At 41.1% G+C, this 14,709-nt stretch carries 14 protein-coding genes and 1 pseudogene; 10 read left to right on the top strand and 5 right to left on the bottom strand.

All coding sequences use genetic code 11. The features are described 5' to 3' along the window. Positions 1-106: 106 nt before the first annotated feature. Positions 107-454, bottom strand: coding sequence for an SDR family oxidoreductase (locus H6G92_RS36245; RefSeq protein WP_190901396.1), 348 nt, complete (start codon positions 452-454; stop codon positions 107-109). 9 nt (positions 455-463) lie between these two features. Continuing rightward, positions 464-642, bottom strand: a pseudogene (locus H6G92_RS36240) (winged helix-turn-helix domain-containing protein); the annotation flags it as partial. A gap of 113 nt (positions 643-755) precedes the next feature. On the opposite strand from H6G92_RS36240, the gene H6G92_RS36235 reads away from it, so the two are divergent. Further along, entirely contained in the window at positions 756-1,016 is a 261-nt protein-coding gene (locus H6G92_RS36235; RefSeq protein WP_190901395.1) for a DUF7219 family protein, read from the top strand. Between the two features lie 219 nt (positions 1,017-1,235). Here the strand turns inward: H6G92_RS36235 and H6G92_RS36230 are convergent, their stop codons facing one another. Both H6G92_RS36230 and H6G92_RS36225 read right to left on the bottom strand, forming a co-directional pair. Beyond that, positions 1,236-1,892: a hypothetical protein gene (locus H6G92_RS36230; RefSeq protein ID WP_190901398.1), complete on the bottom strand. Its 657-nt coding sequence runs from the start codon at positions 1,890-1,892 to the stop codon at positions 1,236-1,238. 694 nt (positions 1,893-2,586) lie between these two features. After that, complete coding sequence (locus H6G92_RS36225; protein ID WP_190901394.1) at positions 2,587-3,720, bottom strand: ISAs1 family transposase; 1,134 nt, start codon at positions 3,718-3,720, stop codon at positions 2,587-2,589. A 322-nt stretch (positions 3,721-4,042) separates the two neighbouring features. Between H6G92_RS36225 and H6G92_RS36220 the strand changes: the two genes are divergently transcribed. From H6G92_RS36220 to H6G92_RS36210, 3 genes are all read left to right on the top strand, one after another. Then, on the top strand, positions 4,043-4,483 hold the full coding sequence (locus H6G92_RS36220) for a hypothetical protein (protein WP_190901393.1): 441 nt from the start codon (positions 4,043-4,045) through the stop codon (positions 4,481-4,483). Between the two features lie 290 nt (positions 4,484-4,773). Further along, positions 4,774-6,069, top strand: coding sequence for a S41 family peptidase (locus tag H6G92_RS36215; RefSeq protein ID WP_190901392.1), 1,296 nt, complete (start codon positions 4,774-4,776; stop codon positions 6,067-6,069). Positions 6,070-6,375: 306 nt separating this feature from the next. Then, positions 6,376-6,663 carry a hypothetical protein gene (locus H6G92_RS36210; protein ID WP_190901390.1) on the top strand — a complete coding sequence of 96 codons (288 nt, stop codon included), beginning with the start codon at positions 6,376-6,378 and terminating at the stop codon, positions 6,661-6,663. 1,373 nt (positions 6,664-8,036) lie between these two features. Here the strand turns inward: H6G92_RS36210 and H6G92_RS36205 are convergent. Continuing rightward, complete coding sequence (locus H6G92_RS36205; RefSeq protein ID WP_190901388.1) at positions 8,037-11,675, bottom strand: WD40 repeat domain-containing protein; 3,639 nt, start codon at positions 11,673-11,675, stop codon at positions 8,037-8,039. Positions 11,676-11,919: 244 nt separating this feature from the next. On the opposite strand from H6G92_RS36205, the gene H6G92_RS36200 reads away from it, so the two are divergent. The 6 genes from H6G92_RS36200 (at position 11,920) to H6G92_RS36180 (ending at position 14,559) form a co-directional block, all read left to right on the top strand. Beyond that, positions 11,920-12,426 carry a VOC family protein gene (locus H6G92_RS36200; protein WP_313890056.1) on the top strand — a complete coding sequence of 169 codons (507 nt, stop codon included), beginning with the start codon at positions 11,920-11,922 and terminating at the stop codon, positions 12,424-12,426. Between the two features lie 48 nt (positions 12,427-12,474). Continuing rightward, positions 12,475-12,612, top strand: coding sequence for a hypothetical protein (locus tag H6G92_RS36195; protein WP_190901386.1), 138 nt, complete (start codon positions 12,475-12,477; stop codon positions 12,610-12,612). Positions 12,613-12,710: 98 nt separating this feature from the next. Beyond that, positions 12,711-12,947 carry a hypothetical protein gene (locus tag H6G92_RS39050; RefSeq protein WP_199345123.1) on the top strand — a complete coding sequence of 79 codons (237 nt, stop codon included), beginning with the start codon at positions 12,711-12,713 and terminating at the stop codon, positions 12,945-12,947. Positions 12,948-12,969: 22 nt separating this feature from the next. Beyond that, the gene (locus tag H6G92_RS39045; RefSeq protein ID WP_199345122.1) at positions 12,970-13,392 is read left to right on the top strand and encodes a hypothetical protein; all 423 of its coding nucleotides are present in this window, start codon (positions 12,970-12,972) and stop codon (positions 13,390-13,392) included. 211 nt (positions 13,393-13,603) lie between these two features. Then, complete coding sequence (locus H6G92_RS36185; protein WP_190901383.1) at positions 13,604-13,849, top strand: hypothetical protein; 246 nt, start codon at positions 13,604-13,606, stop codon at positions 13,847-13,849. Positions 13,850-14,031: 182 nt separating this feature from the next. Continuing rightward, entirely contained in the window at positions 14,032-14,559 is a 528-nt protein-coding gene (locus tag H6G92_RS36180; protein ID WP_242059473.1) for a hypothetical protein, read from the top strand. The last annotated feature ends 150 nt before the right edge of the window (positions 14,560-14,709 follow it).

Below are 14,709 nucleotides of genomic sequence, written 5' to 3'. Positions count from 1 at the left end.
AGTCAGATCCCAATCTGAGTCGGAAATTTCAATTCCGTAGGCGAGGCAGTTTTCTTCCATGCAGTTTAATCTACCACCTCAGTAACCCATTTTTCACTGTAGCGCTTCAAATCCTGTGAACGGTTACGATATTGATATCTATAATATCCGAAAATTCTTCAGATGGTATTTCCCACAAAGGTGCTGGGTAATTAGTAATTGCCGCATTATTTATCACTATATCTGGCGGTGCATATTTTTGAAGTACGTCTATTGCCCATTTTTTTACAAGATGTTCATCTGCCACATCTACAGATGTGAAATCGTTGGTAGCACTAAACTTTTGGCGTATTTTATCGATTGCATCTGATGAACGGGCGCAACCAATAACAGTATGCCCCTGTTGAATAAACCCCTCGGTCATCGCATAACCTAGACCTTTACTTATGCCTGTAATTAAGATGAGCTTACTCATATATTTCTGTTATTCCTGTTCTGAATCAATAATTCGTGGAAAAAAATAACCACTACCTCTTGCTGTGATATGAATTCTGGATCTTCCGGGTCATCTTCTAACTTCGAGCGCAAACGTGAGATATGCACATCCACCACACGAGTATCTGCATGTTGTTCTGGGTTATAACCCCACACAAACTGGCAAAGAATTACGTCTATAATTGAATTAATGAATAAAAAATAAATTTCTCAAATTACGCTATCTCAGTTTTTAAATTGATTGATTTTTTGATAAAAATAGTTGATAGGATCATAAGTTGATGGAAAATCTTGATGAATATGATCAGAATGGTTTTATTTTCCCTCGTAGTCGATACTACGGCCAGGTGAAACCCGAATATCTAGTATTCAATGCTAATTTACAAGAATTTGCTCAAAAAATTGGTTACATCACTAATTTAGAGACTAATGGCAAGATTAACCCAGAAGATGCTTACAAACAGATTAAACTACTTTGGGGACAGTTAAAACAAAGCAAAAAAGGATTGGGAATTGGTAAGGAGCCACCAGGAGCAGATTGAAGTCACTTTCGCAAACAGCAATATTGGTGTCAGTTCTTAGAAGAAGATTCTTGTATTGTGCGTGAATGACCGAACAATTCCCAGTGACCCTCGAACATAAGAGCGTGCCGTAGGCAAGACTAGCTAGCCAGCCAGCAACAGTGTCTTGTAGAGAACATCTGAATAATGTAAAATACTTAGACAAAGAGTACCTAAATTTTGTTTAAGCAATACTAATTGCTACTTATTAGGGTTTTTATGCTTTGTAGGATCAACTAATCTATATGATTGGTCAGATTCACTCGTTGGAGGAAACGGATTTCCGGCAGTTGATGTTACCTCTAGCCCTGTACCTTTTCCATCAGAATTAATTACTTCATACTGCCCACTGATGGGAGTACGTTCCCCTGGACTATGTAAAAAAGATTGAGGCTCCTCTGACTGGTTTAATTGTGTAGTAACAGGACTGTAAACTATAGTAAACTGACTTTTAATTTCAAAACCTGGAAGATAACCACCGTGGAACGGGATCTCTGACAACTGACTGAACGTGCTTTTAATTCCTGAGATTGGTTGAAGCAAGTTTTCGTTGTCTTGGCTCCATCTAATAATTTGTGCATCTAGCAATTCTTGAAACTCAAGAGCGTGTACTGCCGCCTCATCCGAGGGAGTTTTGCTATCCACAACAATTGATAACTTCAGACTCAACAAAAGTATCGTTTGTATTTCTAAAGAATCGTCTACCGAGGTAACTTGTGTACAAGACTCGTCTACATAAAAACCAAATTGGCTTTTAAAAGGTGAAAAACTCTGTGTTTGAAGTTGTTGACTAAGATATGGTAGCAATCCAGTATCGGCATCTAATAGGATTTGGCGAACGATTGGTATTTGTATCATAAATACTCTACAAGTTTTAAATTAAACGTTTTCTTGACCAACAATTTCACCAGATTTAGCACTTTGAGACATCCATCAAACTGACGAAACTTAGCTCAACCGTTTTATTGATTTACTTAAAACATCTTTGGTGCTGCAATATGCCAAATAATTGCTCCCATCCCCGACTAAGGGAGCAATCATAGACTGTGGAGGCAATACGGTTTGGTTATAGATATCTCTTTGCCCTTGACAGCAGAGGAGTTCTTGAGCATACCTATGCGCCCCTACAAATGCGCTCAAGACTGAACCTTGGCTTGAAAGGTTCTTTCAAGTCACAGACCCCAATGGTGTTGTGATTCAACTCGTCCAATGGCTCACCGAAAACAGTTGTTAATAAATGAAGAATTTTTAAGTGGTGAAGGCTTCAAAGCAGGGAGAGGTAAACCCATATTACAGGGGAAACGCATCTTATTTCCTAATAAAAACTAAGAGAGATTTCAAAATGACATAGATAATTGTAAAAATTCAGGGAATGATAAATAAAATAAATGAAGTACTTCTGAGAAATATGAGTTAGCTTATCTGAGGTTGAATGATTATTTATTGATACTAAAATAACTCAAGGTTCGAGTTTATAAAAGTATGTTTATCTAGAGAAAAAGTGCGATTTTTCCTAAATTAAATATTTAAATTCAATTTCTGATATATTAGTTTATGCTAATGCTAAAACTCTTGATAAATAATTGTTATCCAACCCAGCGAGAAACTGTTTATTTTTTATTCCGCGTTTGACACACTTCTCGTGACCTAAAAGATTGACTGCAATATGTCTGAGAATTGCAAAATTCTGTGGGGCATTATCTTTTCTAATCCGACAGTCATCTTCCCTGAAGGCGACATCCAATATCCAATGTAATGAATTCTCAATTCCCCAATGACTGCGAATAGAATTACCAAATTGTTTAGCATTTGACTCAAGGCTACTGATAAAATAATGGGTCTCAACCGTTGTTTCACCATTTAATGAACGGACGGCTTCTACCATTCCAACACTATTAAAGTTTGACCAAACTGAATCTGAATTAAGCCTAGACTGAATTTGAGATAACATCACATAGTGGCGGATTTCATGACGACCATGCCCTCTTTCTTCTGTTTTATATGTGCTATGTTCAATTCCCTCAAAACCTGTGCTTATCCCTGCCTGGAATAATTTTTCAACTTCATTATAAAGATTTCCTTGATTCTTTTTCAACGTAATTACATAATCTGCATCTTGCTGTGTGATTAACCTAACAATTTCTTTCTGACAACCAATTGCATCGATTGTCACAATACATCCAGATATATCCAATACCTTTAATAACTCTGGAATTGCTGTAATTTCATTCGATTTTTCATCTACTTTCACTTGTCCCAAAACTAATTTATTCGTAGTTGCCCAGGCGCTTACCATTACAATTGCGCTTTGGTCACTACTACTATCATAAGAACTACGTAAGGTTTTCCCATCAATTGCAACTACTTCGCCTTCAGTTATTTTCTGTATTGATTTCATCCAGTTTAGAAAACATGACTGAAATTGTTGAGGATTCAACTGTGCAAAGACTCTTGCAAACGTGTCGTGGGATGGTATCCCATTTGGTAGCTCTAAAAACGTTTTTAACCACTCAGACTTTGCACATCCGTATGTTTCAATTGCCACCCAACTATCTGCCCCACATATCACTCCACAAATGGCAATAGTCAAAATATCGATTAGCTTATGACGTTTTGTACGATCTATTCGTGGATCTGACATCTGTGCAAAGTGGTCAGCAATTGTAATTTTGGGCTTGAGTTTCACGCCTTCCGTGGGGCTTTATTGTTACTTTTACAATGACTTTACCATCAATGCCCCAAAGATATCCTTCATACCACACGCGTAGGCGAAGCCTGCCGTAGGCATCGCTGCCTTTATCCTTTATTTAGTATTTATGTACTATATTTAGATGCGTTTGCCCTGACCCATATTAGCAGCTTACATACTTGGTATTAACTATCTATTGGTGGATATTATCATAAGTATATTTATTAATATATCTGCCTTAATAATACACATGATGATAGTGCCAAATTTACTTTTTAACAGTGTAAATAAAGATAAGTACTTCAAGAGATAACTAAGTATGGCAACCTTATGTAATCCCACACTATCAATCGATCTTTTTACTAATTCAGAGCCGAATGTAAATGTAACGGTCGATGTCAGACTCACTTCATTTGAGACTTTTCTTATTGAGAATGAGGTTGGTTTTCAACTCAGAGCTAAACTAGTTAGAGACAATGCAGGTTTCAACGGAGAAGATAATGACTTGCTCTTGTTTCCAACTCAAAACATCACTAATGCAGGGACTTATACTTTTCAATCCACCGTTAGCTATAGCACCCTGAATCAAGATAGTGGCTCATTTAACTCCAGTGATGAGATATTCGCCAATTTTAGCCTCATAAGCACAGAACAAATTTTTCCATTGAATGTATCGGTTAGCAGTCCTACCATTGAGGTCTGGGCCCTTTCATTCCCTAAAGAGCCTGAAAAAGCAAGGCTTCTAGCGATTAAAAATTGATTATTTTGTTACCAGCCTGCCGATAAAATGAACAATCTTACTGTTATTTAAGTGCTTAAAAGTTCATTTATTCGTCACCCCCATTTCCAATTTTTTTCGCTAACCATCTTGATAAATCCTGTTTGAGGTGGAATGAAACAGTCCTACCATTGAGGAAGGATTTGCTGAACCGATGAAACTCAAGTAATGTAGTAGTATAATTTGATTATCATCTCTGTTTCAAACTGCTATATTACTTGAGTCTGTTCTAGTGAAATAATAATTAATACAGCTTTAGTATTTTCTCAAACATGAGGACATTGCAGTTTGCTTTTTCAAAACATTCAGCTAGAGTCTTTATTTTAAGTATTTCTATTTTGCTTATACTATGGTTGAGTTCGCCGCTTCTGCCAATATTTGCAAGCTCAGAAACTCAAATTCTTGAGCAAGTTTGGCAAACAATAAATGATAATTTTTACGATCCTAACTTTAATGGAATAGATTGGAAATCCATTAAAAAACAATATCAACCTCAGCTAATAAAAGCTAACTCAACTAAAGATGTTGCTGTTGTCCTTAATCAAATGCTTTCTCAACTCAAATCTTCTCATACTCGCTTTTATACTCAAGATGAACCTGCTTACTTTCAGCTTTTAGGGATTTTCTTACCTCAAAATTCTGACTTGAATAAGCAATTAAAAAAGTTTTTCCCTCAAGGTAAATTTGAATACACTGATATTGGCTTGTTCACCAAAGATATCAATGGTAAAACATTTATTAGCTCTATTCTTGATGAAAGCCCTGCTGCAAAAGCTGGTTTAAAAGTAGGGGATCAAATTTTAAGTGTTGATGGCTATTCATATCATCCAATACACTCTTTTGCTGGAAAAGCAGGCCAAACCGTCAAAATGTTAATACAGCGATCGCCCGAACCGAGCAGCCAGCAAGAAATTCCTGTCATCCCAAAAATTTTTGATCCTAGCACGATGTTCTTGGAAGCTCAGACAGTTAGTATTAAGCTAATTGAGCAAGATGGCAAGAAAGTTGGTTATATTCATATATGGTCAAATGCAGCAGACCCCTACCAGCAACAACTTCAAGATGAACTGATTTATGGTCGCTTAAAAAATGCAGACGGCTTAGTTTTAGATTTAAGAAATAGATGGGGTGGAGGAGATGTTAGTTATCTCAACATCTTTACTGCCAAACATAATCTCAGCATCACTAACATTCCCCGAAACCAACGCCGTTATACCTATAACTATCAATGGGAAAAACCTGTCGTGATGTTAGTCAACTCAGGCAGTCGTAGTAGTAAAGAAATTCTGGCGTTTGGGTTTCAACAAAGTAAGATTGGCACAGTGATTGGAACTCAAACGGCAGGAGCCGTACTTGCAGGTCGTCCTTATTTAATGCGAGATGGTAGCTTGCTTTATGTTGCTGTTACCAATGTATTTGTTAACGGCAATCAAAGGCTGGAAGGTAAAGGTGTAATACCAGACATTAATATCCCATTTCCTTTAGAATATGCTCAAGGAGTAGATCCTCAAATACAAACAGCCACAGAAACTGTGTTACAAGCAAAACTCTCACCAATAAATAAATAGCTTAAAGTGCTTTTAGAAAAGACATACTCGAAGTTGATCGTCCTGCTCAACCTCAAGTCACTGATTCGTGGGCTTAAGTGTCAAGAACGCAAAAGAATTTTGACTTCTAGACAATGATCTTACTGCGATGCTTTAAGGCATCTGTCCGAAAAAGAGATTTATGTCCAATTAATAAATTCCTCAACAAGGGACTCGTATTTTTCATAGTTTTGCAGTAGAGTGTTTATTCCGTGCAATTATTAATACCTAAGTTCTCCCAAATTTACCCATCCAAATTTTAAGCCAATGCCTTCGAAGGAACAGCCAATGAAAACTTCTAATGATACAGATACCAAGAAGATCATTAAAAAATCCGACAAGCTTACCCTGAGACAGATGAAGTTAATTGAAGAAGCAGAAGACCAACTTCTTGAAGCTAATACTGTCAAATATACAGCCCCTGTAGTTGAGGAGAAACCAGTAATCGCTCCTGAACCAAGAGTTCCTGACTATGTTCCATTCCTTGACAATCCTCCAGTACAATCGGTGGGCAATTCTGGCTGGCAGGTTTCTGATGTCTGGCGGGATATTCGGGTAGATGATTTCTGTAGTTAATTAAAGCAGGCAATTTGTATTCCCAGACGGTTCTGCATCAAGGCGGTTGCAGTTATCCATGATCCGAATCTTAGAAATTGAGGGATAGGAACCGCTTTAGGGAGAAAAGTTTTCCCGAATGCAATATTGGCAGCAATGCCTCTGTCCCTTCGCTGAACCAATATTATGGCAACCGCCTGAGTAACTTTTGTAAACTATCTTTGCACTCAGTCAAAGTTATGGTTGCATTGTGCCTATAATAAGTTACGGCTAACTATAACTGGAAGTTAGCATTTAAAACCTGTGTATTGCTTGACTTACGCATTATAGGCGATACCAGGGATAACCAAAATTCATCGGCAGCGCAATAGTTCTATTCCGTTGCCAACATGCACTCTCCGCGATCGCATGTTGGTAAAAGTGTTGTATATCAAGGAAAGTGGTTTTAATCGGAGTTTATGTCGGATAAAAGATAAGGGTATCTTATTTTGTCTTCCCCTTTTTGTAGTATAAATGTCACTGAAAGCATAAGATGAGCAATTTGCTAACTTTATGCTTTCAAACTGGGTTGCTCAAGTTATGGTTACGAAAGTAGCGAAAATAAATCCACTCGTGATAGTAGCTCTGCTGCTTTATCTGAGCCGTTTTAGCAGAGCGATCGCTTTTGTATCTGCCTATCTCAAAGTTCTATTCTTTTATGTTTAATTCTCATTAAAGCAAAGTTATTGAAAATAAGCTCTGGTGTAAAACTCCTGCTATGCCTAGCTTTTACGCCTCAAAAGGAGAAATCAGGCTGCTTGATATTCTGCGTGAATACGTTTGCTCACATTCTGCTTACAAAACAGCACCTTTGCTCAAGTAATGATTTCAAAACCTATTTTCGACGAATAGTCCCTGACGCAGTTAAAAGGCTTTGGGCAGCTTATTTGCTCAACTTATGGTTTCAAAGCGAGTTGCTCAACTTATGCTTGGATTGAGGATTAGTAAGAGATATAAGGTAGAGTCTGTTTGATAATGTGATTTAGGTTGCAGGCTGAACTGCTAAAAGGCTTGAATTTTTGGTACAAGTGAGCCTAACTTTTGGACAACTTTTAGCTGGTTTTTCAACTGTGTGACAAGTGATACCTTGGTTTTCAACTTTGAGACAACTTTTGGCTGGATTAGTTTTATGGCAGAACAATTTTGCCTACGATAGTATCAGTGTTCCGTGTTTAAAAGCGGACAACTTATGCCTTGTGTCTGGGACAGATTTTGCCTAAAGTCACAGAATGCAGTATAAATAATACAAGATAAACCTGCGATCGCAAGCGCTTGCGCCATCGCTCAACGTCTTTCAACAGTTGCTAGTCACAATCGACTACCAGCGAGAGTGCTGAAGTTGGATGTGCATCGCTTCAATGGTCAATTGCGCCTAACGCTTTCAGGGTGGTTGTTTGAGCCACTGTTAACCCGGTTGCCCCTTGAATATTCATACCTTCATACAGGCGATTGACCATCAAGGTGTTAATACAGCATCCTGTCTGCACATCCCAAAGCTTGATCGTGCGATCGTCACTACAACTAAATAAGATTTGACCGTCACAGCTAAAGATAACTGACCGAACCCAACCGCTATGCTCATCTAGGATGTGGAGACATTGCCCCGTTTGCAAATCCCAAAGTCGAATGGTTTGATCAACACCGCCACTTGCCAGGGTATTACCTTGAGGACTGATAGCAACTGTCCAGACGGCTCCTGTATGCCCTTGCAAAACCTGCAAACATTTTCCAGTTTGCAGATCCCACAATCGAATGGTTTGGTCATGACTACCGCTTATCAGTCGCTGACCATCCGGAGCAAATGCCAGTGCAAAAACTGCACCCGTATGCTCCTGCAAAACTTTCAGACATTCTCCAGTTTGCACATCCCATACTCGAATGGTGAAATCAAAACTGCCACTTGCCAATCTTTGACCGCTCTTGTCAAATGCAATCGCACGAATACTGCTCTGATGACCGCTTAACACGTGGAAACAGTGATGCGTTTGCACATCCCACAGTCGCACAGTGCAATCATAACTACTGCTTGCTAAAATTTGCCCCCCCGGACTGAACAACACTGTCCAGATGGATGCGCTGTGCGCCGACCATCGTTCGAGGTGTCCAGTTTGAAGATTCCATAAAGCGATAGACTCATCGTGTCGATTGCTCGCCAGCATTTGATTATCGGGACTAAAGCTGACGTTGCTGAATGATGAAATCCGACGCGACGGGATGGCAAACGTTTTGTCGGGTCGCAACGATGACAAATTGCCATCTGGTTGCAAACGCCACACCTGAATCATCTCATTCTGACCGCTACTGGCAAGCATTTGCCCATCCGAACTCAAGCTCAGGGAGTGAATCCCACCAGTGTATCCACGCAACGTTTTTAGGTTTCTTCCATTCTGTAAATGCCACAGCCGCACCGTCTGGTCTTCTCCTGTACTGACCAAAAATTGACTGTCGGCACTGATAGCCAGCCCATAAACATCGTGAGTATGACCCTCAAGTACATTAATAGATTGCCCGTCTTGCACATTCCAAAGGCGCAGAGTGCCATCACGACCACCGCTCACTAAGAGACAACCATCCGGACTAAAGGCGATGTTCCAAACAAAATCGGTATGTCCCTGCAACAACTGGAAATTGAGCTTTGGCGATTTATCCTTAGACAGATAACCACTCCACAATCGAATCGACCCATCCCGGCATCCGCTAACTAGCAGTTGACCATCCGGGCTGTATCGCACACACCGAACCCCGCTTGTATGCCCTTCTAAGACACTCAGGCAGTGACCATTGCTCACATCCCAGATGCGAATGGTTGTATCATTACTGCTACTAGCTAAGGTTTGCTGATTGGGAGCGAAGTGGACAGCGTAAACACTGTGGGTATGCCCTTTCAAGACACGGAGACACTGCCCTTGCAAATTCCACAAGCGCACCGTCTTGTCATCGCTGCAACTTGCTAACTGCTGACCATCGGCACTAAAACATACTGACCAAACACAACCTTGATGTTCTGTTAGCACCTGCAAGCAGCTTCCACTCTGAACATCCCACAAGCGCACCAAACTATCACTACTGCTACTCGCTAACGTTTTGCCATCGGGACTAAAGGCAACCGACCAAACCCAGCCTTTGTGTCCTGAAAATATGTTTAGAAGTTGGGCTGTTTTAATGTTCCAGAGATAGATGTCGCCATTGGCATCGCCAACGGCAATGGTCTGTCCGTCTGGACTCAGGTCGATCGACCTCGCAACACTGAGGGTTTCTGAAAAGATGGATTTCGCTAAGTCAGCATTCTGAAAATTGACAAGAGCTAAATCAACCTGCCGCAAGTCTGCCTGCTGCACTACAAAACCAGAAAAATCCCAACCGCATAAGTCCACTTGAAATTGCACCAGCAAATTAATTAGGTTGCCTGCAATGTATCCTGGTTTCTTCCCCTGTTGCGTTAATATGTGCCTTGCTTGCGCCTTGATCGCCGCTACACTGCCAAAACGAGACAGCAACCGCTCCATCACTGGCTGCATAATTAGGCGTATCTGAATCTCTCGAATGTAATCTTTTGCCTGTACTCGCAACAAGGGATGCGTTTGCCAAACATTCAGCTGCTGCGTCTCAAACTCAATACAAATCTGCTGCACGAATCGTTCTGTGACATATTCCATGACCACAGGTTGCAAGAAGAATAACCCATCGGTCTTTTCAATTAGCGTAGGCTTTGCCTTCTCGATTAAAGATCGCCTCAGTAGTGAGTTGATCAAATTAGGTACACTTTGTTGAGCAGCAGGATCAACCAAGTTCTCTCGAATATCTGCGAGCGATATTGGCTCCCGATGAATTGCAAACCAGGACAGTGTTTTCTGTTCAGATTCTGAGAGGCGCTCGTACTGACGAGAGAGCAAATCGCGGATGTCTTCAAAAACAGCCAATCCTTGGCTGAGATAGGGCAACACCTCGGTAATGCTCCCGTTGAACAAATCCCCAATTGCGGCTGCCACCAGTTTCAACGCCAAAGGATTGCCGCCGTAGTGATTGATCAAAGTTTGCCATTCGGCTTGGGAACCTGTAAACGCTCCTTTTTGCCGGAAAATAGCGCGTCCGTCATCAGGTGTTAGCCCGCTCAAGGTGAGCGATCGCACCAATGCCTGTACACCTTCCATCAGGGCTATTTCGCGCGGCTTTTCTCGACTAGTGAGCAACAAACAACTTTGGTGAGACGTGTCACCAATGGCTCTGAGCAACTGCCCGTAACCTTCGTAGCCTGAGCGCCATTGTCCCACCGGCTCACGCTGCAAAATGGTTTCAGCATTATCTAGGATTAATAAACACCGACGCGATCGCAGATATTGTATCAGTTGGGAAATTTGCTGATCGAGCGTGGTGGGAATGATGGGATCTTCCCCAAAAAGTGGCATGAGAAACTTCAGCAGACTCGACAGGAGTTCATCTAGAGGTGGTGCATTAGCTACGGAGCGCCACACGACAATCTCAAATTCTGTCTGCATCCCCAGTGCCGCCTTGACAGCGATCGTACTTTTGCCGATGCCCCCAATGCCCAATAATCCAACCAGACGACAGCGCTCAGACACAACCCACTGCCACAGTTGCGTCAGTTCTGCCTCCCGCCCATAAAACACTGACACATCGACCGCCGTGTCCCAGTCCTGTTGAGGATTTGTCCATCGGCTTTCTGTCTCTTGAGATAAGTTAGGGGATGTCACGTCTGCCTTCGTCAATTCCAGCCCAAACGCCCGAAAGAGATACTCTACTGATTGACGATCAACTCCCTGTTCGCGCTTGAAAATGCGAGCGAGGGTATTTAGGGAAAGTCCGGTGCGATCGCTTATATCTTCCTGAGTGAAGCGCTTACCCCAAGTTTCGTCGGATTCGGCCTGCTGTTTTGCCGTCTGAAATCTTTGCCACCCTTGAGGCGACAGGATAACTCCTCGCACGCGCACAGAAGTGGAGGAACCTCGTCTAGTTTTTGATGGGTGGGAATCCATAGATCAGCCGATGGTGCAAAGGACAGAGCAAATCTTTTCTTAAAATATCGGGCGTTTCTTTAATCAAAGACTGACCGAGAGTCTCAGCAACACAGATTAACAGGTAACTGATTCCATTTTGAATGAAGTATACCAGCTTTAATTGCTTGTGGCTTACTTCCTGCTGATTTGTTCCCATGTCGAAGGTTAAGTCGCATTTTAACTCAATTAAATTGAGTGGTGTGAATAGGGCAATTGCACAAGAATGAAGTTAATCGCGGTGGGCAGCAAGCTTACCAATCTCAAGGAGAACAATATGAGTAGCAGTCAAAACATGAAACTCGAAGTTGTGGTATTGCCAGTTTCCGATGTTGATCAAGCCAAGGACTTCTATAAAACTTTAGGGTGGCGACTGGATGCCGACTTCGTTACGAGTGAGGACTTCCGGGTGGTGCAGTTAACGCCTCCTGGCTCAGAAGCTTCAATCATCTTTGGTAAAGGAATTACATCAACCGCGCCAGGTTCAGTACAGGGTATGTACCTTATAGTTTACGACATTGAGGCAGCCCGCGCCGAACTCGTTGAGCGGGGTGTCGAGGTGAGTGAAGTGTTCCACGACATCGGCGGGATCTTCCACCACGCCGGAACCGAGGGACGAGTACCAGGCCCCGACCCCAAACGCCGAGACTATGCCTCCTATGCCTCGTTCAGCGATCCCGACGGTAACGGTTGGGTACTCCAGGAGGTGAAGACACGCGCTCCCGGACGGTGATACCAATTCTAAATTCGCTCATTAAGAAAACCCTACGTAGTAGTTGACTTGGGAGACGCGGTTGCAGATGAATTATCTCTGCCATTTGACCGCATTTCTTTGGAGATGATTTTTCGGGGTTTATATCATTTTAGTGTCGCGCAAGAAAGAGGTAAGGCGGATGACCTTTCAAAGGTAGGTATTTAAGAAAGGGGCAAATTAGCAGGTAAAATACAGAACTAATGTCAGACCGCAAAAATATGCAAGGCAAATGCGGAGCAGAATTAAAGGCTGTAGGAGGGTAAATGCAGATAGGAAAAAGTGAGGAATTAAGACAATGGACTAGAAAAGTTATAGAAAAAATGCCGAATCTCACAAAGCCGCAAGCAGTAGTACTGGCAATGTGGAGTTTTGGGATAGTGATGACTCAATCAAGTGGACTAACAACAGTTTCAAGTTCTGGGACAGGATGCTTGGCAGCCTTTAAATACTCTAGTACCACAAGTGGGTCAGTCATTCAAAGGCTTAATAACTTGTTTTAAAACTAATTCAATCAAATGTACCTTGTTAGCTCGCTATGACGATGGCTATGCCGAACCTTGGTTAATTATCACTGATTTACAGCCGGAAGTGGCGGATGCTTGCTGGTATTCTATGCGCTCTTGGATTGAGTGTCTGTTTAAAGATGGTAAACGAGGTGGTTTTGATTGGCATCAAACTAAAATCACTGACCCTAAACGTGCCGAAAGACATTGGTTAGCCATAGCGATCGCTATTTTATGGCAAGTAAGTGTTGGTGGTTGTGTCGATGCAAATCTCCCCATTAGTAGTTTAGATGAATTACCCCAAACTCATATTGCACGACGCAATTTTAAAAATAGTGTCCCTCACCGTTGGCTTAGTTGCTTCCGCCGTGGATTTTTAGTTATTAACCCTGTTTTGTCACTTTGGGAGAATGCAATAGCCCAAAGGTTTATGGAGCTTTAGTTTCCAGCTTTTGGCTATAAATTTTAGTTTCTATTAGGAAATAAAGCCTCAAATGTTGATGCAATTAAACCCTCAGAGCAAGGCTTTGATTATTGTTTTCCGAGAGTGACAAAACAGGGTTAAGGCTAGGGTGTTGACTTTGGGTGTTTTGAGATGATATTTCTTCATACATAATAGATGTCTCAAAATATTCCCAAAAAATTGGTGGTTAATGAAAGAATTAAAAAGTTCGTCCAGCCGATTAGTTCGTCTGTTTAAACAAAGTCGAGAGAATTGGAAAGAAACAGCACTTGAAAGACAAAAAAAGTTAAGAGCGCTAGAAATAAAAATTAGGGATTTATCGCTTTCACGGGAGAATTGGAAAAAGCGTGCCATGAAAGCAGAAAAAGAATTACGTATTATAAGCACCAACTCAGCTGATGCACAAAAAAAGGGGAAGAAGTTTCCGAAAAAATAGAGACACTGAGAGCTGTTGGGCATCATTACAGCATTCAAATAATACAAAAAGCAGTACAACAAACAGTTGGTTCTGGAAGTAGCTTACGAGGAGTTGAGAAAAACCTGAAGTTTGACGCATCAGAGTCTGAAATTTCTACTCTGCATTTTAGTAGTGTAAGGAATTGGTTAGGACGAATTGGGTTGTACGAGCTTCAAAGGATAAAAGAATATCGAACTGATTGGGTTTTTATTATTGACCTAACAGTAGAACTAGGTAAACAAAAATGCTTGGTAATTCTAGGAGTTTCTCAACAATACCTGGAATCAACCGTTTTTCCAGAAAAACGAGGGCTAAAACACCATGATGTTCAACTCTTAGCCCTGGAAATTATGGACTCTACCAGAGGAGAACTTATCGAACAAAAGCTTTGTGAACTGACTGATATGGTTGGTTGCCCAATACAAATAATAGCAGATCATGGCAGTGACCTCGAAAAAGGAATTAAACTTTACTCTTCAAAACATCCCTCTGTTATTTATACTTATGATGTAACCCATGCAATGGCTTTATTGCTGAAACATGAGTTAGCTACCTCAGAAAAGTATCAATCTTTCATCCAAAAATGTAACCAGTGCCGACATCAACTTCAACAAACAGAGTTATCATTTATTTCCCCTCCATCTCAACTCAACGTTCTGGATGTCGTTATTTTAATGTTGAAAAGTTAATTGATTGGGCGCAGAAGCTTTTAAATTGCCCAATCGATACTTTACATAATTTAGTACCCAACAGTGAAAAAGAAATCCTCAATCAAAAATTAATTATGAAGTTTGGTTGGTTAAGAGATTATGTGGAAGTTATTGACTTGTGGGGTCAAA

Source organism: Nostoc foliaceum FACHB-393 (assembly GCF_014698505.1).
GTDB lineage: Bacteria > Cyanobacteriota > Cyanobacteriia > Cyanobacteriales > Nostocaceae > Nostoc > Nostoc foliaceum_A.
This window is presented reverse-complemented; position numbering and strand designations above follow the sequence as displayed.